The 22,742-nt window shown below is 64.3% G+C and carries 24 protein-coding genes; 10 read left to right on the forward strand and 14 right to left on the reverse strand.

Translation table 11 applies throughout. The features are described from left to right. Positions 1–2: 2 nt before the first annotated feature. The 5 genes from H6979_12060 to H6979_12080 form a co-directional block, all read right to left on the reverse strand. Positions 3–923: a formyltransferase gene (locus H6979_12060; GenBank protein MCP5140576.1), complete on the reverse strand. Its 921-nt coding sequence runs from the start codon at positions 921–923 to the stop codon at positions 3–5. Next, the gene (locus H6979_12065; protein ID MCP5140577.1) at positions 920–1,882 is read right to left on the reverse strand and encodes a glycosyltransferase; all 963 of its coding nucleotides are present in this window, start codon (positions 1,880–1,882) and stop codon (positions 920–922) included. Before H6979_12065 ends, H6979_12060 begins: the two co-directional genes overlap by 4 nt. A gap of 11 nt (positions 1,883–1,893) precedes the next feature. After that, positions 1,894–3,021 (reverse strand): DegT/DnrJ/EryC1/StrS aminotransferase family protein, encoded by a 1,128-nt coding sequence (locus H6979_12070; protein ID MCP5140578.1) that lies wholly within the window; start codon positions 3,019–3,021, stop codon positions 1,894–1,896. Beyond that, on the reverse strand, positions 3,018–3,524 hold the full coding sequence (locus tag H6979_12075) for a WbuC family cupin fold metalloprotein (protein ID MCP5140579.1): 507 nt from the start codon (positions 3,522–3,524) through the stop codon (positions 3,018–3,020). Before H6979_12075 ends, H6979_12070 begins: the two co-directional genes overlap by 4 nt. A gap of 69 nt (positions 3,525–3,593) precedes the next feature. Beyond that, the gene (locus H6979_12080) at positions 3,594–3,965 is read right to left on the reverse strand and encodes a 4-amino-4-deoxy-L-arabinose transferase (protein ID MCP5140580.1); all 372 of its coding nucleotides are present in this window, start codon (positions 3,963–3,965) and stop codon (positions 3,594–3,596) included. A gap of 136 nt (positions 3,966–4,101) precedes the next feature. Here H6979_12080 and H6979_12085 point away from each other — a divergent pair, with 136 nt between their 5' ends. From H6979_12085 to H6979_12095, 3 genes are all read left to right on the forward strand, one after another. Next, complete coding sequence (locus H6979_12085; GenBank protein MCP5140581.1) at positions 4,102–4,953, forward strand: MBL fold metallo-hydrolase; 852 nt, start codon at positions 4,102–4,104, stop codon at positions 4,951–4,953. A gap of 134 nt (positions 4,954–5,087) precedes the next feature. After that, positions 5,088–5,723 carry a DUF47 domain-containing protein gene (locus tag H6979_12090; protein MCP5140582.1) on the forward strand — a complete coding sequence of 212 codons (636 nt, stop codon included), beginning with the start codon at positions 5,088–5,090 and terminating at the stop codon, positions 5,721–5,723. A gap of 68 nt (positions 5,724–5,791) precedes the next feature. Next, positions 5,792–6,730 (forward strand): inorganic phosphate transporter, encoded by a 939-nt coding sequence (locus H6979_12095; protein ID MCP5140583.1) that lies wholly within the window; start codon positions 5,792–5,794, stop codon positions 6,728–6,730. 18 nt (positions 6,731–6,748) lie between these two features. Here the strand turns inward: H6979_12095 and H6979_12100 are convergent, their stop codons facing one another. Next, positions 6,749–7,759 (reverse strand): LLM class flavin-dependent oxidoreductase, encoded by a 1,011-nt coding sequence (locus tag H6979_12100; protein MCP5140584.1) that lies wholly within the window; start codon positions 7,757–7,759, stop codon positions 6,749–6,751. Between the two features lie 38 nt (positions 7,760–7,797). Continuing rightward, positions 7,798–8,820: an LLM class flavin-dependent oxidoreductase gene (locus H6979_12105; GenBank protein MCP5140585.1), complete on the reverse strand. Its 1,023-nt coding sequence runs from the start codon at positions 8,818–8,820 to the stop codon at positions 7,798–7,800. A 47-nt stretch (positions 8,821–8,867) separates the two neighbouring features. Between H6979_12105 and H6979_12110 the strand changes: the two genes are divergently transcribed. From H6979_12110 to H6979_12125, 4 genes are all read left to right on the forward strand, one after another. Continuing rightward, positions 8,868–10,382, forward strand: coding sequence for an FAD-dependent oxidoreductase (locus H6979_12110; GenBank protein ID MCP5140586.1), 1,515 nt, complete (start codon positions 8,868–8,870; stop codon positions 10,380–10,382). Continuing rightward, positions 10,379–11,320 carry a Rieske 2Fe-2S domain-containing protein gene (locus H6979_12115; GenBank protein ID MCP5140587.1) on the forward strand — a complete coding sequence of 314 codons (942 nt, stop codon included), beginning with the start codon at positions 10,379–10,381 and terminating at the stop codon, positions 11,318–11,320. The genes H6979_12110 and H6979_12115 overlap by 4 nt, the downstream gene beginning before the upstream one ends. Before the next feature lie 35 nt (positions 11,321–11,355). Next, entirely contained in the window at positions 11,356–11,874 is a 519-nt protein-coding gene (locus H6979_12120; GenBank protein MCP5140588.1) for a pyridoxamine 5'-phosphate oxidase family protein, read from the forward strand. A gap of 75 nt (positions 11,875–11,949) precedes the next feature. Beyond that, a complete protein-coding gene (locus H6979_12125) occupies positions 11,950–12,432 on the forward strand; it encodes a cupin domain-containing protein (GenBank protein MCP5140589.1) in 483 nt (160 codons plus the stop codon). 71 nt (positions 12,433–12,503) lie between these two features. On the opposite strand, the gene H6979_12130 is transcribed toward H6979_12125, so the two are convergent. The 7 genes from H6979_12130 to H6979_12160 form a co-directional block, all read right to left on the reverse strand. Next, positions 12,504–12,959: an Rrf2 family transcriptional regulator gene (locus H6979_12130; GenBank protein MCP5140590.1), complete on the reverse strand. Its 456-nt coding sequence runs from the start codon at positions 12,957–12,959 to the stop codon at positions 12,504–12,506. A 24-nt stretch (positions 12,960–12,983) separates the two neighbouring features. Beyond that, positions 12,984–15,263 (reverse strand): nitric-oxide reductase large subunit, encoded by a 2,280-nt coding sequence (locus H6979_12135; GenBank protein MCP5140591.1) that lies wholly within the window; start codon positions 15,261–15,263, stop codon positions 12,984–12,986. A 155-nt stretch (positions 15,264–15,418) separates the two neighbouring features. Beyond that, positions 15,419–15,754, reverse strand: coding sequence for a cupin domain-containing protein (locus tag H6979_12140; GenBank protein MCP5140592.1), 336 nt, complete (start codon positions 15,752–15,754; stop codon positions 15,419–15,421). A gap of 38 nt (positions 15,755–15,792) precedes the next feature. Then, positions 15,793–16,890, reverse strand: coding sequence for a hypothetical protein (locus H6979_12145; GenBank protein MCP5140593.1), 1,098 nt, complete (start codon positions 16,888–16,890; stop codon positions 15,793–15,795). A 33-nt stretch (positions 16,891–16,923) separates the two neighbouring features. Next, the gene (locus tag H6979_12150) at positions 16,924–17,637 is read right to left on the reverse strand and encodes an ABC transporter ATP-binding protein (GenBank protein ID MCP5140594.1); all 714 of its coding nucleotides are present in this window, start codon (positions 17,635–17,637) and stop codon (positions 16,924–16,926) included. Then, a complete protein-coding gene (locus H6979_12155; protein ID MCP5140595.1) occupies positions 17,634–18,773 on the reverse strand; it encodes an ABC transporter permease in 1,140 nt (379 codons plus the stop codon). Before H6979_12155 ends, H6979_12150 begins: the two co-directional genes overlap by 4 nt. A 58-nt stretch (positions 18,774–18,831) precedes the next feature. Next, positions 18,832–19,293: an OsmC family protein gene (locus H6979_12160; protein MCP5140596.1), complete on the reverse strand. Its 462-nt coding sequence runs from the start codon at positions 19,291–19,293 to the stop codon at positions 18,832–18,834. Between the two features lie 78 nt (positions 19,294–19,371). Between H6979_12160 and H6979_12165 the strand changes: the two genes are divergently transcribed. Genes H6979_12165 through H6979_12175 form a run of 3 tightly spaced genes read left to right on the forward strand, consistent with a single transcriptional unit; the run spans position 19,372 to position 22,291 of the window. After that, positions 19,372–19,884: a DNA-deoxyinosine glycosylase gene (locus H6979_12165; GenBank protein ID MCP5140597.1), complete on the forward strand. Its 513-nt coding sequence runs from the start codon at positions 19,372–19,374 to the stop codon at positions 19,882–19,884. A 40-nt stretch (positions 19,885–19,924) separates the two neighbouring features. After that, positions 19,925–21,478, forward strand: a complete 1,554-nt coding sequence (locus H6979_12170) for a tetratricopeptide repeat protein (protein MCP5140598.1) — start codon at positions 19,925–19,927, stop codon at positions 21,476–21,478. 6 nt (positions 21,479–21,484) lie between these two features. Continuing rightward, on the forward strand, positions 21,485–22,291 hold the full coding sequence (locus tag H6979_12175) for an SDR family oxidoreductase (protein ID MCP5140599.1): 807 nt from the start codon (positions 21,485–21,487) through the stop codon (positions 22,289–22,291). Positions 22,292–22,742 lie beyond the last annotated feature (451 nt).

Raw genomic sequence — 22,742 nt, forward strand, 5'->3', positions numbered from 1 at the left:
CATCAATTCCTTGTCAGAGGCAGTGAAGCGTCGCCAAAACGTTCGTGGAAGGCTGCGGCGCTGCGGATCTCCGCGCCGAGTTCGAATTCCAGCAGGCGTAATATCCCGTCAACACACAGTGCCTGTACTTCGCCGGCATGCCAGCGCAATACCGGCTCGGCAGTGGCCGGCCCGGGGGCCGGCAACGAGCGGAAAATACGCAGCGCCAGACCGCCGGCTTCCGAAAACGCGCCCGGGTACGGCGGAGCGACAGCGCGCACCAGATTGTGGATGCTCGCCACGCCGGCACGCCAGTCGATACGGCCATCCGCGGCGGTACGGCGCCCATGATAACTGCCGGCGGCGAGGTTTTGCGGCATGAGGCGTGCGTTGCCCGCCACCAGCGCCGGCAGGCAGCGGTGCAGTGTCAGTTCGGCGGCGACCGTGACCTTCTGGAAGACCTCGAATGCCGTGTCGTCCGGCAGGATCGGTACCGCCTGCTGATCGACGATGGCGCCGGCATCCGGCTTGTCGGCCATGACATGCAGGGTGGCGCCGGTCTCCGTCGCCCCGTGCAGCACGGCCCAGTTCACCGGTACCCGGCCGCGGAACTGCGGCAGCAGGGAGCCGTGCATGTTGTAGGCGCCGCGCTTTGCCAGGCCGAGCAGCGGAGCGCCGAGCATCTGCCGGTAATAGAAGGAGAAGATGAAATCCGGTGCGGCGGCCGCGATCTGCGCGAGGACCTCCGGCGTGTTGGCATCCTCCGGCGTGATGACCGGGATGCCGTGCCAGCCCGCATGACGGGCGACGCTCTCGAACCAGATTTCCTCTCCGGGCTGGTCTGCGTGCGAGACGACCAGCGGAACCTCGATGCCCCGGGCCAGCAGCACGCGCAGGCAACGGACGCCGACATTGTGGTAGGCGAAGACGACGGCCCGGGTCAATGCGGGTCTTCCGGGCGCTCGAGTATGGCGCTGATCAGGTAGCGCGGCCGCTTCCGGACTTCCTCATAGATGCGCCCGATGTACTCGCCGAGCAGGCCGAGGCCGAACAGCGAGATGCCGATCAGGAAAAAGGCGATGGCGAACAGGGTGAAAAGGCCTTCGGCTTCCGGGCCGATGAGCAGGCGCCGGATCAGCAGGAAGACCACGAAAGCCAGCGACACCAGCGAGACCAGCACACCGGCCACGGAAAACAGTTGCACGGGCAGAATGGAAAAGCTGGTCATCAGGTCGAAATTGAGCTTGATGAGCCGGTATACCGAGTACTTGGATTCACCGGCAGCGCGTTCCTCGTGGCTGACCTCGATCTCGACCGGATCTGCCGCAAACATGTAGCCGAGCGCGGGAATGAAGGAATTGCCTTCGCTGCACTGGTTGATGGCGTCGACGATCTGCCGCGAGTAGCCGCGAAACATGCAGCCCTGGTCGGTCATGTGGATGCGCGTGGTGCGTTCGCGGATGCGGTTGATGATCCGGGAGGCATAGCGCCGCCAGGCATTGTCCTGCCGGTTGGTGCGGATGGTGCCCACGTAGTCATGGCCGGCGTCGAACTCGGCGACCAGCTTGCCGATATCCTCCGGCGGATTCTGCAGATCGGCGTCGAGCGTCAGGATGAAGCGTCCGCGGCTGTGGCTGAAGCCGGCGAGGATGGCGCGGTGCTGGCCGAAGTTGCTGGTGAACAGCACCACGCGGGTCACGTCCGGGCGCAGCTCGAACTGGGCGCGCAGCACGCCGGCGGACCGGTCGCGGCTGCCGTCGTTGACGAAAATCAGCTCGTAGCTGCGCCCCAGTGCGTCGAGTGCCGGGTAGAGTCGCGCGAACAGCAGCGGCAGGCTGGCCTCTTCGTTGTATACCGGGATGACGATGGACAGTTCAGGTTGCAAGGCGGGCAAGCTCTCCATGGGCGGCTGGCTCAGGCCTGCCGCTTGCGCAGGGTGTCGGCGACTGCGGCGCAGACGCGCTCCACGTCGCTGGCGGTCATGGCCGGAAACAGCGGCAGCGTGACCAGGCCACGACCGAGGCGCTCGGCCACCGGAAAGTCGCCGTCACTGTAGCCCAGCGCACGATACAGCGCGAGCCTGTGGATGGCCGGATAATGCACGCCGATGCCGATGGCGTGTTCGGCCATGGTGGCGATGAAGCGGCCGCGGTCAGTGCCCTCGGGCAGGACCAGCTGGAACATGTGCCAGTTGCTTTGCCTGAAGTCGGCCGGCGGCAGCTCGCAGCCGAGCTTCCGGTCCAAGGTGGCAAAGTAATGCTGCGCGAGTTCGCGACGGCGGGCAGTGAAGGCCTCGAGCTGACGCAGCTGGCCGAGGCCGATGCGCGCGGCGATGTCGGTGAGATTGTGTTTGCCGCCGGCCACGCTGACTTCGATTTCGCCATCGGGAAAGCGTTCGACGCCCTGCAGCCGCAGCAACTCGCAGCGACGCGCCTCGTCCGCATCGTTGCACACCAGGCAGCCGCCCTCGCCGGTCGTGATGTTCTTGTTGGCATGAAAGCTGATGGCCACCAGGTCGCCGCTGCTGCCGATGGTCCGGCCATTCCAGTTGGCGCCCATCGACTGGGCCGCGTCCTCGATCACCCGCAGCTGGTGGCGCCTTGCGATGGCATAAAGCTGGTCGCGATCAACCGGCAGGCCGGCGAAGTCCACCGGCAGGATCGCGCGCGTGCGCGGCGTGATGGCGGCTTCCACCTTGTCGAGATCGATGTTGCGCGTGGCAGCCGCGACGTCGACAAACACCGGTCGTGCGCCGGCGCGAAGCACCACGTTTGCCGTTGCCACCCAGGACAGTGGCGTGGTGATCACTTCATCACCGGGGCCGACACCGGCGAGCGTCAGGGCGATTTCCAGCGCCCCGGTCGCGGAACTGAGTGCCCGTACCGGCCGCCCGCCGCAGTGGGCCGACAACGCTGCTTCGAAGGCCCTGACCTGCGGGCCGCTGGTGATCCAGCCGGAACGCAGGACTTCCGCCACACCGGCGATGGTGTCCTCATCGATGGATGGGCGGGTAAAGGGCAGAAAGTCCGGCGGGCCGCTCATGGTTGCGCGGTTTGCATCCACTGCAGATAGCTTGCGGCACCCGCTGACCGTTCGGCCGGCGCCCAGCTCGCGAAGTCGGCTTCGGGCGTCGGAATGTAGGCGCCTTCCTTGATCTCCATCGCGAGTGTGCCCGGCTGCATGCAGACATAGGCATGGAAGACGCCCGGCGGAATTTCGGTGGCGACGGTGGTGTCAGGCGACAGCGGAATGCGCCGGGTGAGTTCGCCCGCAGCGCTGAACACCAGCAGGTCAATGCGCCCCTTCAGCACCATGAAGTACTCCCACTTGTGGGCTTCCGGGTGGCGGTGGGGGCGCATGTAGGTATCGGGTTCGGTGGCGATGAACAGCCGCTGGACGTTGGCATCCAGCGAAGCATGGACATTCAGGTGGGCGCGCCGGCGTTCGGCGGCGACGGCCTTGCCGGACAGTTCGTCCAGAGCCGCGGCCGTGATGGTCTTGATCACGGGGTCGGATCCCTGAGGGCTTGCAAGGTCGTTGCTCATGCGCGGGGCTGGCTGGTCGGGGAGGGCGCGATACTGCTGCATTGACCGGTCCAAGTCCAGCCGCCGGCCTCAGCTGCGGGCCACCAGCCAGGTGCCCACGATGATGGTGAAAATGCCGGCCATGCGCATCGGTGTGATGCCTTCATCGAACAGCCACCAGGCGCCCACCGCACTGACGATATAGCCCAGCGACAGCATCGGGTAGGCCACGCTGACGTCGACGCGGGTCAGGGCCAGGATCCACACCACGACGCTGACGGCATAGCAGCCGAGACCGACGATGATGGCCGGATTCGTGGCCAGCCGCAGGGCGATGTTGCCGGCATTGGCGAGCACCAGGTCGACGCTGCGCAGGTCGCTCGCACCGGCTTTCAGCAGCAGCTGGGCACTGGCATTGAGAAAGACCCCGATCAGGATCAGGGCAAGGCTGCTGGCTTTCACGGGGCATTCTCCCTCGGGTGGTGAGTCAGGACTCGGTGTCCGCGGCAGTTCCGGGCCGAGCTTACCGGGTTTGCGCGGGATACGGGAATCGGCATTTATACTCCGGTCGCCGGATATGGAGCGGGATACAAACGCCATGCAACGCTGGAAAGTCGGCGACGTCACGATCACGCGGATCATCGAGACCGAAGACGCATCGATGAGTGCCGCGATCATGCTGCCCGAGGCGACGCCGGCCAATCTCGCACCGATCGACTGGCTCAGGCCGCACTTCGTGACGCCGCAGGGACAGCTCATCAGCAGCATTCACTCGCTGCTGGTCGAGAGTTGTGGCCAGCGGATTGTCATCGACACCTGCCTCGGCAATGACAAGCCGCGCATCGTGCCGCAGTGGAACCGGCGCCAGGGGCAGTTTCTCGAGGAGATCGCCGCGGCCGGCTTTCCGCGCGAGCGCGTCGACTTCGTGGTCTGCACGCACCTGCATCCGGACCATGTGGGCTGGAACACCATGCTCATCGACGGCCGCTGGCAGCCGACTTTCCCCTCCGCGCGCTACCTCTTCAGCGCGCAGGACTGGGCCTGGCTCGACAAGGCGCCGGTCAGTCCGCTCGGCGACTACGCCGGGGATTCAGTGCGACCGGTATTCGACACGGGGCAGGGCGAATGTGTCGCCCCTGATTTCCGCATCACCGACGAGGTCTGGCTCGAGTCGACGCCGGGTCATTCACCGGGCCATGTGTCGATCCGCATCGCATCGCGGGGCGAGCAGGCGGTCGTGACCGGCGACCTCATGCATCACCCCTGCCAGCTGGCCCGGCCGCACTGGTCCAGCCCATTTGATTTCGACAAGGCCATGGCCTTGCGCACCCGGCTCGATTTCATCGCGCGCTACGGCGATGCGCCGGTGCTGGTGTTCGGCAGCCACTTCGCCACGCCCTCGGCGGGCCGCATCGTGCGCGACGGGGATGCCTGGCGGCTCGCGGTCTGAGCGGCCCCGGCCATCGTGTTCATGGTGACCGCTGGCCGGGGCTTTGCTGCTTCTGCAGGTCGACGGTGCTGCGAACAGGGTGATTTCTGCTAGCCTGTGCGGAAAACGAGCATAAACGAGACATCCTGATGCAATTGTTCTCCCGGTTGATGCCCCGAGAGGGGAGGTTTTTTGATTTGTTCAACCAGCATGCCGCTCTGCTGGTGCAGGGTGGTACGGTGCTCGCCGAACTGCTTGAGGATTACGCCAACGTGCCGGCGCGCGCCGCACGAATTACCCGGATCGGTGAGCTCGAGCGGGCGGCCGACCGTGTGACTCACGATACGGTACAGCTGCTGCACAAGACCTTCGTTACCCCGTTCGACCGGGATGATATTCACCGCATGATCTCGCGCATGGACGACATCCTGGACCTGATGCAGGACGCCGCCGAATCGCTGTTGCTCTACGATATCCAGGCCGTCGAACCGGAAGCATCACATCTTGCCGACCTGGTGCGAATCTGTTGCGAAAGGGTGCAGGCCGCAACCGTGTTGCTGTCCTCGATGAAGAACGCGCCATCGATCCTGATGGTTTGCCAGGAGATCGACGGGCTCGAGTCGGATGCGGATCGCGTGATGCGGGGCGCCATCTCCAGACTCTTTCGCGACGAGACTGACGTGCGCCAGGTGATAAAGCTGCAGGCTGTCTACGAACTGCTCGAAACCGCCACCGACAAGTGCCAGGACGTTGCCAACGTGATCGAAGGCGTTGTGCTGGAAAACGGTTGAACATCGATCCGCAGTTCACCTTCAGCACCCTGGTCCTGCTCGTCGGACTGGCGCTCGTCTTCGATTTCATGAACGGCTTTCATGACGCCGCGAACTCGATCGCGACGGTCGTTTCCACCGGAGTGCTGAAGCCCTACCAGGCCGTGGTCTGGGCGGCGATGTTCAATTTTCTTGCCATCGCCATTTTCGAGATGAAGGTGGCGGCTACCGTCGGCAAGGGCATCATTGAACCCGGACTCGTTGACTACCATGTGATTTTCGGCGCACTCATCGGCGCGATCATCTGGAACGGCATTACCTGGTACTACGGCATCCCGTCGAGTTCATCGCACGCGCTGATCGGCGGCATGATCGGTGCGATGCTGGCGAAATCCGGTACCGGCGCATTGCTTGCCCCGGGCATTCTCAAGACCGCCCTGTTCATCGTTGCCTCACCCGTAATCGGTTTTCTGTGGAGTGCGATACTGATCACCACGATATCCTGGATATGTTTCAGGATCCCGCCCAACCGGGTCGATCGCGTCTTTCGCAAACTGCAACTCGTTTCATCGGCCATGTACAGCCTTGGCCACGGCAGCAATGATGCGCAGAAGACGATGGGAATCATCTGGCTGCTGCTGATTGCCTCGGGGGGCGCGACCCGCGAGCATCTGCCGACGTGGGTCATCACGAGCTGCTTCGTTGCCATAGCCTGCGGCACCCTGTTTGGCGGCTGGCGTATCGTCAAGACCATGGGTCAGCGCATCACCAAGATCAAGCCGGTCGGTGGTTTCTCGGCAGAAACCGGCGGTGCGATGGCGGTGTTTTTCGCGTCCGACCTCGGTATCCCGGTGTCGACCACGCACACCATCACGGGTTCCATCATCGGCGTCGGCTCGGCGCAGCGCGGCTTCTCGGCCGTGCGCTGGGGTGTCGCCGGCAATATCGTTGTCGCCTGGATCGTGACGATCCCGGCCTCCGGACTGATCGCCGCCTGCGCCTGGTGGGCAGGTCGTTTCCTGATCTGAACCGGGTCTGGTGCCTGTCTAGCGCAGCGCCGGGATCACGCGCTCGCCGATCAGGCGGATGGCATCCGCGGGGTCGTCGTGTACGCGCAGGGCGATCTCGGTCAGGCCGGCCGCAGCAAAGGCCTTGAGCGTTTCGATGGCCGCATCGATCTGGTCCAGACCGCCGACAAAGGAGATGTTGCGGACCATCTTCGTCACCAGCTCATCGGGCACGTTCTCGATCACATCGGTGCCGCGCAGGAAGGCGTTCAGGAAATCCTGCTCGTGGGCGCGCATCAGCTGGACTTCGTCCGCGTCGAGAAATGGTCTGAAATACTGCTCGCCGAGCCAGCCGCGCAGCATCAGTTCGCGCCGCGCCTCGCGCATCGACGCCGCCGCATCCTTCTTGATGTGCCAGGCCCAGAAGTTGCTGATGCGGAAATCATGCGTCGAGCGGCCGGCGGCTTGCAGCTCGGCATGCGCCTTGCCGATGAAGTCCTTCATCAGCGGCACGACGAAATCGCTGGTGATCAGGCCGTCGGCGAGTTCGGTGGACAGCTTGCGGCTCTGCGGGTGGTTGGAGCCGAAATAGATCAGCGGCGGCGTGTCGGTGTACCACTTCGGCTGGTAACCCCAGACTTTGTAGATCTCGCCGTTGTAATTCATCATCTTGTCGGGCGATGCGCCCTTGAGGATCTCGAGGCATTCGCGGGTGCGCCGGATCATCCGTTCGCGCTTGCCGCCGATGGCCTGCAGTACCGCGCCACCGCCACCGACCATGATCATGGCCCGGCCGCGCGACAACTCGTTCAGCGAAAACAGCAGGTTGGCCATCTTCAGCGGATGCAGTTCGGCCGGACTGACGGCCATCGGCCCGAGCCGGATGCGCGACGACTGATGCGCGAGCAGCGACAGTGTGAAAAAAGGATCGCGCGACCAGCCGTAATTGCTGGACCAGACGCCGCGGGCGCCGTATCGCTCTGCCATCAGGCCGAGCTCGAGAGCCTCCTGTGGCGAGGCGAATTCGTTGAGGATGATGTCGATTTCCATGCGACCAGTCCTTCCATCGTTGCGATCAGCCCGGGAGTCTACTGCAGGGCCGGGACAAGCTGCTCGCCGATCAGGCGGATGGCCGCAGCGCTGTCGTTGTGGAGCTTGAGGGCCACCTGGCTCAGGCCCAGATCCCTGAAGTGCCGGAGACGTTCAATATGCCGGTCGATGTCATCGGCACTGCCCGTGCAACTGAGATTGTCGATGATGCGGTCGATCAGGGCGTCCGGCACGCCGGCGATTTCCGGCGTGTTGTTCTTGTAGGCACTGAAGAACGCCCCGCGGTTTGCTTCCACGAATTGGCATTCTTCTTCGCTCAGAAACGGCCGCAGATACCAGCTGTCGAGCATGCCGCGCAGGGCGAGCTGTTGCCGCGCTTCGGCCACGGCTGTCTGCCGGTCGGCCTTCACATGCCAGGCGACCAGGCCGCTGAGCGGAACGTCCGCACGGCGCCTGCCCGCTGCGGCGAAATTCCGGTCGAGCGTGGCGACGGCGGTGCCGAGGTGGTGTGGCGTGATGTCACCCAGCATGATGTTGTCGGCGACGCGCGCTGCCATGGCCAGCATCTGCGGCTTGTTGGCGCCGACATAAATGGCCGGCGGCGCATCAGTTGCCCAGACCGGTTTGTACCCCCAGACCTGGAAGATCCTGCCGTTGTAGTTGAGTACCCGCTCCGCACTGGTGGCCTGCAGGATTTCCACGCATTCGCGCACCCGGCCGACCATCCGTGTGAGACCCATGCCCATGGTGGCGTTCACGCCGGTGGGTCCGCCGATCAGGATGTTGGCGCGTCCGTGACAAAGCTCGTTCAGGCTGCCCAGCGCCTTGGCGATTTTCAGCGGGTGGAGTTCGTAAGGCGTGATCACCAGCGGGCCCAGCCTGATCCTGCTGGAGGCGAGCGCGAGTGGGCAAAGGCTGATGAAAGGGTCGCGCGAGGAGGGGTAGTTCGAGGTCCATACCGCGCCGATGCCGTAACGCTCGGCCAGCAGGCCGAGTTCGAGGATCTCGCCGGGTGACAGGTCCGGGGACAAAATCACGTCAACGCGCATGCTGCCGAGCATAACGGAAAAACCGGCCCGTCCCCGTCGGGGTCTGACAGAATAGGGGCGTGCAGAACTCACCGTCCCGACACGCAAAGCCGGTCCTGCTGCCGACGCTGACCGGCCGTGCAACACGGCTGGAAACCAATCGGCGTGTGGTCGTCATCGGCGGCGGCCTCGCCGGAATCGCCGCGGCGACAGTGCTCGCCGAGCGTGGCGCCGAAGTCACGCTGCTGGAGCGCGACGCGCATCTCGGCGGCCGCGCCGGCGCCTGGCCTGACCAGCTCCGCGACGGCACGCGTTTCCAGATGGAGCGCGGCTTTCACGCCTTCTTCCGCCAGTACTACAACCTGCGCCAGCTGCTGCGTCGGATCGACCCCGAGCTCGGCTTTCTGGCTGCCACCACCGACTACCCGATCCTCACACCGACCGGTAACGAGTCCTTTGCCGGGCTCAGTCATGCACCGTTGCGCAATGTCGCCACGCTGACCTGGCGAACCGAGACGCTCGGTTTGCGGGACCTGATCAAGGTGAATGTCCCCGCCGCGATGGAGATGCTGCGCTTCGAACGCAGCCGCACCTACGGACAGTTCGACGGGCAGACCGCCGGCGCATATCTGGATTCACTGCGTTTCCCGCCGCTGGCCCGTCAGCGCCTGCTGCATGTGTTCGCGCATTCCTGCTTCAATCCGCAGGCCGACATGTCGGCGGCGGAGCTCTTGCAGATGATGCACTTCTATTTCACCGCCAATCACGATGGCCTGGTCTTCGATGTGGCCAACCGGCCTTTCTCCGCCTGCATATTCACGCCGCTCGGGACCCTGCTCGACCGGCTGGGCGTGTCGCTGCGCACCGGTGTATCGGCGCGTTCACTGGTTCGCCGCGATGACTGCTGGGTCGTTGAAACCGATCGCGATTCCGTGACTGCCGATGCGCTGGTGCTGGCTACCGATGTGTCAGCGGTCAAGTCAATCGTTGCGGCATCACCGACTCTCGATGATGCGAGCTGGCGTGCATCCGTGGACACACTGCGTGTCACCAATGCCTTCGCCGTCTGGCGCCTGTGGCTGGACCGGCCGGTCGCTGCCGGACGTGCGCAATTCGCCGGCACGGCTGGCGTCGGACCGCTCGACAACATCTCCGTCTTCGAATTGCTGGAGGATGAGAGCCGCGAGTGGGCGGCGCGTACCGGCGGTTCGGTGGTCGAACTGCATGCCTATGCATTGGCCGGCGGCACGACGGATACGGAAGCACTCAAGCGCGACCTGCTGGCCGGCCTGCACACGCTCTATCCGGAGACGGCCGGCGCACGGATCGTTGAAGAGCGCTTCCTGCTGCGGCAGGATTGTCCGGCGTTTGCACCGGGCAGCTACGCTGCGCGCCCGGAAACAGCCACACCCTGGCGAGGACTCGCCCTGGCGGGAGACTTTGTGAAACTGCCATTTCCGACCGCGCTCATGGAGCGCGCCGCCGCCGCCGGGTTCCTCGCCGCAAGCACGCTGCTGGATGCCTGGAACGTCGGCCCGGAACCGCTCTGGTCGGTCGCACTGCGTGGCCCGGCTGCCTGGAAGAAAACGGCATGAGTGAGCTGATCATCTTCGGTCGTGAACTCGAGCCGCGTCCGGTCACCTCGACGCTGCCCGACTGGCAGCAGGCGGATCCGCGCTGGATCAGCCAGGCGCTGCGGCGCGCGATGGACAAGCCCGGCGGCGGCTGGTTCGTGGTCGATGATCGCCGGAAGTTCGGTGCGCAGCCGCGCCGCTACCGCATCGATGATCGTGACTTCGTCTTCTGGCAGGGGAAAAACGGCCTGCTGGCCGCCTCCGACACCTGCCCGCATCTGGGCGCATCGCTGAGCGCGGGCGCGGTACGCAACGGCTGTCTGGTTTGCCCCTGGCACGGGCTGGAACTCGGCGAGCGGCCGATGGGGAACTGGGCGCCTTTGCCGGTACATGACGACGGCGTGCTGGTGTGGATACGGCTTGATGATTGCGGTGAGCAGCCCACCGAACGGCCCATCATGGCGCCGCGCCCGGCAACATATCTGGATGCCACGGTGCGCATGGAAGCCCGCTGCCGTCCGGAAGACATCCTCGCCAACCGGCTCGATCCCTGGCACGGCGCGCATTTTCATCCGCACACCTTCGGCCGCCTGCGCGTCATCGAGCGTAGCGACGAGGACATCATCGTGCGCGTGGCTTTCCTCGTGCTCGGCCGGCTGGGTGTCGAGGTGGATGCGCGCTTTCACTGCCCCGAGCCGCGCACGATCGTCATGACCATCGTGGGCGGGGATGGCGTCGGCTCGGTGGTCGAGACACATGCCACGCCGATCGACGATACGCATTGCGCTGTCATCGAGTCCACGCTTGCCACTTCGGACCGCCCGCAAATGAAATACGTACTGCCCCTGGCGCGCTGGATCCGTCCGCTGATCGAGAAGCGGGCCGCGCGCCTGTGGGTCGAGGATGTGGCCTATGCCGAGCGGCGCTGCGCGCTTTCCGTGGCCGATGCGCAGCGCTGAGCAGGAGAAATTGTTCATCATCCGGGGAGCACACCATGAGTACCGCATACCGCTGGGTTGAACCACCCTGGCCCACGACCGAGCTGCCGCGCGAGCAGCTTGAAGACCGGATCCAGCAGCTGCTGGGCTCGACCAACATGTGCGTGATGGCGACGATCGGCAAGAGCGGCCCGATCGCCAGTCCCATCGAGTATTACGCCGATGGTCTCGATCTCTACATCCTGCCGGACCCCGGTACGCCCAAGCTCAGGGCCCTGCAGCGCGATCCGCGCATCTCGGTCGCCGTGCATGGCGCCTACCACGGCTGGCACAGCGCCCGCGGCGTGCAGCTCTTCGGCCGCGCCGAGATCATCGAGCCGCACGCGCCTGGCTGGGAGCGCGGCATGCAGGTTTTCCGCTGGCACGAATGGGTGAGCGACCTGGCCATGGACACCAGCAAACCCTTCGAACGCCAGGTCGTGAAGATCGTCCCCGACAAGATCCTCTACACCGAGACCTGGCTGTGGAAACTGGGCTTCGGTGCAAAGCAGAAGTGGTTGCGCCAGGCGCGATGAACTTTTCGGCAGGGCGCGGTATCGTCGCCATGTTCGTGACCATCGCCGTATTCGCTGATTTTCCGGAGCGCTGGCATGTCGAGTGACAAGAAGCGTGTCGCGGTCGCGGCGCATGAAGTCGCACCGCGAACCAGTCCATCGAGCTATCCGCAACCGTTTGCCTCGCGGGTAAGCGGCCGCATCAAGCGCCAGCTTGGTGAAGTCTTCGGGCTCACCAACTTCGGGGTAAACCTTGTCCGCATGGAGCCGGGTTCTGTATCGGCGCTCCGCCATTCACACACGAGGCAGGACGAGTTTGTCTACGTCCTTGAGGGTACCCCGACGCTGGTAACCGATGCGGGAGAAACGTCGCTGGCCCCTGGCATGTGTGCGGGATTCAGGGCCGGGGAGGGTGGTGGTCACCACCTGGTCAATCGCAGCAGCGCCGTGGTCGTTTACCTTGAAGTCGGCGACCGCACCCCCGGTGATGGTGTCAGTTACCCCGACGATGATCTGGAGGCTTGCTTTGCAGACGGTTCATGGCAGTTCAGGCACAAGAGCGGGGAGCCTTACCGGTGAGCGGCGTTCCGGCTGCGTTTTCCGGCTGTAACTGACGGCGGGCGCGACGGCCTGCGGCGGTCGACGGCGACTTACCTCCGCCCCACAGCATCGATCGGAATCGACAGGATGCGGGCCAGCTTGGGGCGCTCGCTGACCAGGTCGGCGACGGTGTACTCGTTGAGAACATCACTGAAGGCCTTCGCCGCCTCGCCAAGCACCTTGCGCAGCTGGCAGACGCGGGTGATGACACAGGCGTTGTGCTCGTCGCTGAAGCACTCGGCGAGCAGGGCGTCGGCTTCGGTCAGCTGTACAATGGCGCCGACATTTATTTCCTCCGCGGGCTTGGCGAGCGTCAGCCCGCCACCCTTGCCGCGCACGTTGGCAAGAATCCCGTGCTTGCCGAGGAAGTGCACGACCTTCATCAGGTGACTCTCCGAAATCCCGAAGGCAGCGGCGATCTCGGCAATGGTGGCCCGCTTGTCCGGCTGGATGGCCAGATAGATGAGCACGCGCAGGTTGTAATCGGTAAATGTCGTGAGGCGCATGCTGCATATTATGCCTGAGCCGGCTCAGGCGGTTTTACTGGCCGACGCGAGTTCGCCCTGCCTCAGCTCCCCGGGCTCCCGCCCGAGGAGTTTCAGTACATAAGCAGACAGCGCGAGGACCCCGAGTGCAAAGACGATGTCGCCGGGCACCCGCATCCAGACCAGGAACTCCATCACCGGGGAGTGCACGATTTCCGGCGAGCGCGCATACCACAGGCCCTGCGTGATACTTGCCGCTGCCTGATAGATGCCGGCGGGCAGGAGGGACATGAACACCATCATGGCCAGACCCCCGTTGAGACACCAGAAGGCCTTGCCTACCAGTGCTTCGGCATGACGGCCGGGCGCATAAAGGCCGCGCAGGCAGAAGAGCATCAGGCCGATGCCGAGCATGCCGTAGACGCCGAACAGTGCCGCATGCCCGTGGGCTGCCGTCAGGTTGAGCCCCTGCACGAAATAGAGCGATGCAGGCGGGTTGATGGAGAAGCCGAGCAGTCCTGCGCCGACCGTGTTCCAGAAGCCCACGGCGACGAAGAAGAGGATCGGCCAGCGATAGCTCGCGACCCACGGCGCCGCCTTGCTGCGCAGGTAGGTGCGATAGCCTTCGATGCCGACCAGTGCCAGAGGCACCACCTCCATGGCCGAGAACACCGCGCCGAGTGCAATCACCGAGGTCGGTGCACCGGTGAAATACAGATGGTGCAGCGTGCCGAGGATGCCGCCGAACAGGAATACCGTGGTCTCCATGACGATGGCGACGTTGGCGGTGCTGGTCCGGATCAGTCCGAGCCGGGTGAAGATCAGGGCTACCACCGCGGTGGCAAATACTTCGAAGAAGCCCTCCACCCACAGGTGCACCAACCACCAGCGCCAGTATTCGATCATCGAGTAGTGCGTTTCCTGGCCCCACACCAGCGAGGTGGCATAAAAACCGCCGATGCACGTCGCGGACAGAAAGACCATGGCGATCAGCCCGCGCGTTTCGCCTGGCTGGCGCAGTGCCGGCCACAGCGCGCGCCCGAGCAGGAACAGCCAGAACATCAGGCCGACAAACAGCAGGGTCTGCCATACGCGTCCCATGCTGGTGAACTCCAGTCCCTGGTTGCCGATCCAGAAGGCGTAGTCCGTGCCGCGCGCCTGCAGCGTACCGAGCCAGCCGGTAACGGTGGAGCCGACCACGATGGCGACCAGCGCCCAGAACAGCAGATCGACGCCGAGCTTCTGGCCGGCAGGTTCCTTGCCCGAGAGCAGCGGAGCGATATAGAGCCCGGTGGCGAGCCAGGCAGTGGCGATCCAGAAGATGCCGGTCTGCGTGTGGATCGTGCGACTCACCACATAGGGCAGCAGTTCGCCCAGCGGCAGGGAAAAGAAGGTTTGTCCCTCGACGGCATAGTGCGCGGTGATGACTCCCATCGCGACCTGCAGAAGCAGTATCCCGACGACTGCAAAGAAGTACTTGCGGGTTGCAAGCATCGAGGCCGTCGCCTGCGCACCAAACAGCGGATCCCTGGCCGGCACCGCCGGTGGCTCGGGCTCATGTTGCGCACTGTGATACCAGAGCATGGCGGCAATGCCGGCGATGAGCAGAATGATGCTGACGATCGACCAGATGGCGCTGCCCGCGGTCATGCGGTTGCCGACCAGCGGCTCGTGCGGCCAGTTGCTGGTGTAGGAGAGGCCGGTTTCTCCCGGCCGGTCGGTGGCCGCGGCCCATGACGACCAGAAGAAGAAAGCCGAGAGCGCCCTGCGATCGGCCGCGGCCGGCACGGTATCGGCGCTCATCGCATACTGCTCGCGCAGCGTATCCAGCGCCTGCCCGTTGCCGAACAATTCACCATAATGTGCCGAGACGGTGCTGATGGCTGCAGCCCGCGATGCGGGGATGCGCAGTGTCCCGCTGTCGGCGTCGTAGTCGTTGCGGCGCATCTGGACTTTCACCCGCGCGTCGATACCGGCGCGTTGTTCGAAAGTCAGTTGCGCGTACGGTGTTGCAAAGACGCTTGTCGCCAGTTCTTCCCGCAATGCCAGTGCTTCGCGGTGCAACCAGTCGGCCGACCAGTCCGGCGCCACATAGCCTCCGTGTCCCCAGACCGAACCGAGTTGCTGGCCGCCGGCGGCCAGCCAGACCTGCTGGCCGCGCTGGATATCAGCGCCGGTGTAGATGATGCTGCCGTCGTCGACGACAACCCTGGCGGGAATTGGCGGCGCGGCGAGGTAGATTTCCCGGCCTGTCCAGCCGAGCACGGCGAAGGAAAGAACGAAAACCACGGCGAGGGTTTTCCAGATCAGACGGGGAGAGCGCATGGGTCAGCCTTCCGGATTTCATAAGAACGATTAAAGATAGTTCTTATAGTACCCGGCGGCTTCTGGAAAGCAATATATGGGATATACCTTATAGACCTGCCATCCTGCCGGAATTCCGGCAGCTTTGGCGGGTGGCCGTGAGCGGTGCCGCCGGTTCAGCTCTTGTGGTTTGCCACAATCGTCACCAGTACCGATGCGTCCTCGATGCCCCGGAGCGCATGCGGGACGTCGCTCTTCAGGTAGACAAGCTCGCCGGCGCGCAGGGTCTGTTTGCCTGCGCCCGACCCGAGTTCAACGACGCCCTCCAGGCACTGCACCGTGATCTCGCCGTGCACCTTGTGTTCGGCAAACTCGGCGCCCTTCTGCAGGATGAAGCGAAAAACCTGCATGTGGGCGGTTTTCACCAGAGTCGTTGCGATGGCGTCTTTCAGCTGTTTGCCAAGTGGCCGGATATCGATGATTTCGCCGGAATCCGCATGATGCAAGGCCATGATTGTTCTCCACGGGAAATGTTGTCGTTTGTCAGGAGTTACCTGGTGCTGCCTTCCCTGATCAGCTCCCCGACATACTCCACGAAATCAGGATTCTCGGCGAGGCCCTGCTCGGCGAAAGTGTAGTTCAGGCCACGCAGGTCGTTCCTGATATGCATCTGCACGCCATGACTGGCGGCCGCTATGGCCACGACGATGACACGCTTTCCGGCCTTGTCGGCCTGCTGCACCCAGCCGCGCAGTTTGCGCACGTTGGATTCGCGGACCGGCAGGATCGCATCGTCCTGCAGGTTGATGATCCTGACGTCGGCGAATTCCTTCTTCGCCTTGAGGCGGTCGACGTGGGCCTGGATCAGCTTCAGGTCCGGGATGTTGTCTTCCTTGTCTTCGGGGCCATGACCGACGATGAGCACGACCTCATTCTCCGGATCCTTGCTGACCGACTTGATGTTGGCGTAGAGCATCCTGGTGATGACCGGCCGGTCGTTCATGTGTCCTGCATAGCTGAAAGTGACGCCCGGCGGTGCCTTGATCTTCGGCACATCCAGATAACTGGCTTCCGGATACATGCCGAAGATGTACTGCCAGTGGCGCGTCAGCGTGTTGAATGCAGTTGTCGTGCCGCCGTCCACCAGCACGATGTGCTTCACGCCCCGCGCCGCCAGGTCATCGACGGCGGCCTGAATGTGTGCCGAACCCATCATCGCCATGCCGAAGGCGATGGCCATCGGCTGCTTTGCCGCGAGTGGCTCGAGGGATTTTTTCATCGCCGCGTCGCTGTTCTCGCCGACACCGTGCGACAGTACCAGCACGCCGGTATCGCCACGCAGCTTCGGGTCGCTGACATACCATGCGTAGTCAGGGCCCATCGCATTCATGTTCATGTCGAGTTCGCGGTCGGTCATGCCGCGGTACAGGGCGACTTTCTTCCGCAGCCCGGCGCGCGCTTCCGGCGTCATCTCGTGACGCTGGTTGTAGGAGGTGAGGCGCTTGCCCTGTGCGTCCATCTCCGGCACTGCGTCATGGTCGTGGTGATGCGAGTGATCTTCCTGGGCGTGGAGGCTGCCTGCGAGGAGCAGCAACGCGGCGGCGCTCGCCATCATGAATGGGCCGGGCCGATGATGCATGGAGTTCATGGTGCAAGTCCCCTGACCGGCTTCAGGCCGGTGTTAGTGCGGAGCAAACGCAGCCTCCAGCGGCTGCAGGCGACCGTCAAGCATGTGCACGGCGCGATCAGCGAGTGAAAGCATATCGCGATCGTGTGTCACCATCAGCGTGGCAACCTGGCGATCGTGACATTGTTGCGCCAGGAGCTGGACGATCTGCCGGCCGCGCTGGTGATCCAGCATGGAGGTGGGCTCATCGACCAGCAGGACCGTCGGCTGGCCCATGAAGGCCCGCGCGATACCGACGCGCTGGCGCTCCCCACCGGACAACTGGCCGGGACGCCGGCCGGCCCGCTGCTCCATGCCGACTTCCCGCAGCAGGCCCATGGCTTTTTCGCGATCTGTACGTCCCGGCCGGCGGCCGGTCAGATGCACCATCAGCAGCAGCTGGTCGAGCGCCGACAATGACGGCACGAGATTGGATTGCTGAAAAACAAAACCGATCTGCTCCCGGCGCACCGTGGTCACCCGGGACCGGCTGAGGCCGGTGATATCGACCTCACCGACATGTATGTGCCCGCTGGTAGGCGTGCACAGCCCGCCGCAGACGGCCAGCAGGCTTGACTTGCCAGCGCCCGAAGGGCCGAGCACGGCGAGCAGTTCGCCGGCCTTTACGGTCACCGATACATCGTCCAGTGCGGTGACCTGCTGATCGCCGTCGCCCAGCACCAGCGATACATGTTCGACGCGCAGCCCCTTGCCGGTGTCCACGCTCAGCGATCCCGTCCGAGCGCGATGATCGGATCCACCCGCGTGATCAGGCGGATCGATATCGCACCACCGATGAGTCCGGCTGCCAGCAGCAGGACAGCTGCACCCAGTACCGGCGCGGTTTTCAGCATGAAAGGAAATTCGGCGCTGATGAACATCCGGAATGCGAGGCCGACGCCCATGCCGAGAGCGACACCGATCACCGTCGCCACAAGCATCACGATCAGTGCCTGGCCCAGTGAATCACGCAGCAGGTAGGCGTTGGATGCGCCGAGGGCCTTTACCAGTCCGATTTCCTGGGTTCGCTGGATCGTCCAGATGGTGAAGAACGCGCCGACCAGTATGGTGGCGGTGAAAATCATGAAGGCCTGGATGGCGGTTACCGTATTGACCTCTACAGAGTAGGCCTGCGAGGTATCGAATGATTCCCTGACCGTCAGTGTGATCGTGCCGATCTCTTCGTCAATGGCCCGGTAATCCATACCGGGCGCAAGGTCCATTGCCACCAGGCTGGCGTAGTCGTACAGCACGTCCGGAAGTTTTTCGCCCGGCGGCGCGCCGCCCGGCGGGCCGTAGGTGGCTTCCTGCCATTTGCGCAGCGGTGCATACACGATCGGGATGTGCTCGTAGTTCTGCTCGTCGGTGATACCGATGACCTTCAGTTCGGTAAGCACGCGGTCCAGGGTGAGGGTGTCGCCGATGCCGACGCCGCGTGAGGCCAGCAGCCGTGAAATAACGACGCCGTTTTCGGTGCCGCCGATCTGCTCGCCCTCAAGGACCTGCGGCATGAGAAATGAACCGGGCCGCACGCCCCACAGCACCAGTTCGACCGGCACATTGTTCTGGACGCGGGCCGTGAAGGTCGTATGTCCCATGGGCTCGGCGCGCGTCACGCCGGCACGGGATGCCCAGTCCTCCCACTGTGCGCGCTCGATCAGGCTGCCGCGAAAAGTCGGCCGCTCATCGTACTGAAGTGCCACGTAGCCGCAGGGCAGATGCAGCAGGCCGGAAATGTTGTTGCTGACCAGTCCTTCGGAGAGTCCCGACAGGAAAGTGGTCAGGAACGCGACCAGCGCCACGACCAGGCCCATCAGCAGGAAGCGGCCCTTCGCGAAAGCGAGATCCCGCAGCGCCAGAAACATCAGTACCCGACTTTTATCGACATCATGTCCCGATCATGCTGAGTGACGGCGAGGGCTGTCAACCAAGGTTGCCATTGCTGCTGACCGTCACCTCGGCCTTTATCGAGTTGGCGATGAAGCAGTTGCGGTGCGCGGAGTCATGCAGCCGCCGCAGCTCCTCGGCCGAAACGTCGGTGCCGGGGCCAAACTGCACGACCGGGTGCAGTTCGATGCGGGTCACCGCGATGCGGCCTTCCGCATTTTTCTCCAGATGTCCGACGGGCCGGTCGGTGTAGCTTGCCACGACCATCTTTTTCTTTGCCGCGACGGCGAGAAAGGTCAGCATGTGGCAGGCGGATACCGAGGCGACCAGTCCTTCCTCGGGATCGATGCAGCCTTTGCCGCCGCCGTAGCCTTCGGCGGCCGAGCCACACACGGCGGGCCCGCCGGGGAATTCCCAGTGGTGATCGCGCGGATAACTGTCGTAGTCCATCGTCGTGCTGCTGTTCTGCCAGCGGATGAGGGCTGTGTGCTCGGACATGAATGCTCCTGTTCGGACGGTCGGGCCAGAAGTCGACGATGCCACAGAACAGGATCGTCCGGCGCATAATCGCAGCAGATGTCCGGTCGCCTGAACAGTTTTTCGCCAGTCTCCCGTGCCGATGCCCGTGTGCTGGTCCTCGGCTCCATGCCGGGCGTGGCCTCACTGACGGCAGGGCAGTACTACGCGCAGCCGCAAAACGTGTTCTGGCAGATCATCGAGCAGCTTTATGGCATCGACCGCCGGGCACCTTACGGAGAGCGACTGGAGGCCCTGATTGCCCACCGCGTGGCGCTCTGGGACGTGCTCGAATCCTGTCAGCGTCCGGGCAGCCTCGATTCGAACATCCGGCGTTCATCGGCGCTGCCCAACGATTTCGTGCGGTTCTTTGTGCGCCATCCACAGATCTGCGCAGTGTTCTTCAATGGCAAGACCGCGGCCGAGCTTTATCGTCGCCTCGTGTTGCCGACGCTTGCTGTCCGGTTTCCGGACTTGCGTTATGCCACCCTGCCATCCACAAGTCCGGCCAATGCCGGCATCACGCCGGCCGACAAGCTGGCGGCGTGGCGCGCGATCTCGCACCTCGCCTGAAGCGAGCGGGCATTTTGTCAGCCATCCCGAATCTGTACCCTTGCCACCCGTGAACCCGAACGAGCAAGCTGAAAGCCGCAAGCTGCTGCACGAGGCGATGTCCCTGCACCGGGCCGGCCGCATCGAAGCCGCGGATGAGTGCTATGCGCGATTCCTTGCGGTCGAGCCGCAGCACGCGCAGGCACTGCGTCTGCGCGGCGTGCTGTTGCGCGAGCAGGGCGATGCCGGCACCGCGCTCGCGCTGCTGCAGCAGGCCTGCGCTGCGGCACCTGATGATGCGGAAGCCGCCGCCGAACTCGGTCTCTGTCATCTGGCGACCGGTGAGTTGCTGCAGGCGGAAAAAGCGCTGCGCGAAGCGGTGCGTCTTGCCCCCGATCACCTGCGGGCACTGGCGAATCTCGGCGCGCTGCTGCAATACCGGGGCCATGTCGATGCGGCCGTCGACTGTCATCGCCGTGCCCTGGCGCTGGATCCCGACGATATCGAGGTGCGCTGCAACCTGATCAATACCCTGCTGGAAGCGGGGCGTGGTGTCGAGGCGCTGGCCGAAAGCGATGCCGCGCTGAAGGACTGGCCCGGCCGGGCGCTCCTGCTGGTCGCGCGCGGCGCGGTACTTTGCGGCATCGAACGCTATGCGGAGGCTGTTGCGGACCTCGAGCGCGCGCTGAAGATCCAGCCGGCCGATGACATGGCGCTGATCAACCTCGGTCTCGCACGGCGCATGCTCGGCGAGCATGAAGCGGCAATCGCGATCCTGCACACCGCGGTGCGCATCAATCCGGACAATGCACGTGCCACGGCTGATCTCGCCAACCTGCTGGCGGCTCACGACCAGATGGGCGCCGCGCTGTCGCTGTGTGAAACGTTTCTTCGCCGTCATCCGGGTGAATGCCTGGTGCTGACGGTGTATGCCTACGCGCTGCGCGATGCCGGTCGCGCCGATGAGGCGCGACAGATCCTCGACCTGGAGCACTGCGTGCGGGTCATCGAGCCTGTGGTGCCGGCGGGATTTGCCGATCTCGCTGACTTCAATGCGCAGCTTGCCCGCTGCATCACGAACGATCCCTCGTTGAACGCCAACCCGCTCGGCAAGTCGACGCGGCTCGGCGGCCAGACGGGCGAGCTCGATCTGGATGCGCATCCGGCGCTCTCCGCACTGCGTGAGCTGATCAATACGGCCGTCCGCGACAGTGCCGAATACTTCAGACGCACAGGTCTCGCCACACATCCGATGATGGCGCGCGCATCCGATCGCTGGACGCTGCGGGTCTGGGGTACCGTGCTCGGGCCGGGTGGGCACCAGGCACCGCACATGCATCCGCTGGGCTGGCTGAGCGGTGCGTACTATGTGCGTGTACCGCAGGACATGCAGCCGCTGCCGGATGCAGCCGATTCACGATCGATTGCCGGCGCGCTGGAGTTCAGCCGCCCGCCGGAGCGCCTGCTGGTGCGGGCGCCGGCCGAGCTGCGCGTGGTCGCACCGCGGGAGGGCCGGCTTGCGCTGTTCCCGTCGGCCTTCTATCACCGCACCATTCCGTTTACTTCCGGCGAAAAGCGCATCAGCATTGCCTTCGATGCAATGCCGGTGAGATGAGGGCTGATGATGCGTAGAACTCTGCACGCCGTCCTGATGGCAGCCGGCAGCGTATTGCTGCTGGCGGGCTGCGCCACACAGCCGGTCGCTCCCCGACCATCCGCAACGACGAAGCCGGTCGAACTGATTCTGGTCGCCGGCGCATCGGGGCGCGCCGGCCACTTCGTCGTGGAGCATTTGCGCGAGGAGGGGGTCGCTTTCAGGGCCATGACGCGCAGTCGTGAGGAAGCGATGAAGCGTCTGGGGCCGGCCTTTGCCGACGTCGACTGGGTGGAATGCGATGTGCGCGATGCGGCCCAGGTGGCGGCTGCGATGCGCGGCGTGACGGAAGTCATCAGCGTCATCGGTGCCAACCAGATCACCGGCCCGAACAGCGCCGAGTTTGTCGATTACGGTGGCGTGAAGAACCTGGTCGATGCAGCGCTGGCGCAGAAGGTCAGGCACTTCGTGCTGCTGACAGCGATCGGTGTGACCGATCCCGATCACCCGTTCAACAAGGCGACCAAAGGGGCGCTGGGCTGGCGGCTCAAGGGTGAGGACTATCTGCGCGCCAGCGGCCTGAGCTACACCATCGTCAGGCCGGGCGGACTGGTCAACGACCCGGCCGGCCAAAAAGGGCTGCGTATCGAACAGGGTGACCACTGGCGGCCGCTGCTGCGTAGTACCCTGTCCCGCGATGACCTGGCGCTGGTGCTGATCGAGTCCTTGCGTAATCCGGCCGCCCGCCGCACGACCTTTGAACTGGTCAACGATCCCGAAGCCGCCCCAGGCGCCTGGCGCGAGACCTTTTCGAGCCTCCGGCCCGATCCTTAAGAACTCTTAACTTGCACGCAAGGCTCCCGCGAGGGGGCCGGGTCCACCATGACAACCGTCGTCCCGGGAGACACCCCTCACGGGACGACAGGCAAGCCGAAGGAGCGGCAGCAAGTAACAGTCGGGTGGCACCGGTGGGTTGAAAGAAGTCGTAACCTGGCTTTCCCCCCCCTGTACAGGCAAGGCTTTAGTACTGACGACCTGCCGGTGTCACCAGACAGTCGCTTGAGGCCGCCTCCCTCCGGTGTGGTAGCTGAACCGGACCTCCCCGGTATGGGGAGCAAGTGTTACGGCGGGGTTGTTGGCGATACGGCGTGTCGGAATGCAGCGGTCATTTGTGTGCTCTGAATGGCGTGCTCGCTGGACGAACCCGGGTTGGACAGCCTCGCCGAACCTTCCTCGACTTTTCAGCACCGTTGTTTCCGTTGTCGTGAAGTTCAGAAAGGGGGTC

This window comes from Chromatiales bacterium, from assembly GCA_024234935.1.
Classification (GTDB): Bacteria; Pseudomonadota; Gammaproteobacteria; order Steroidobacterales.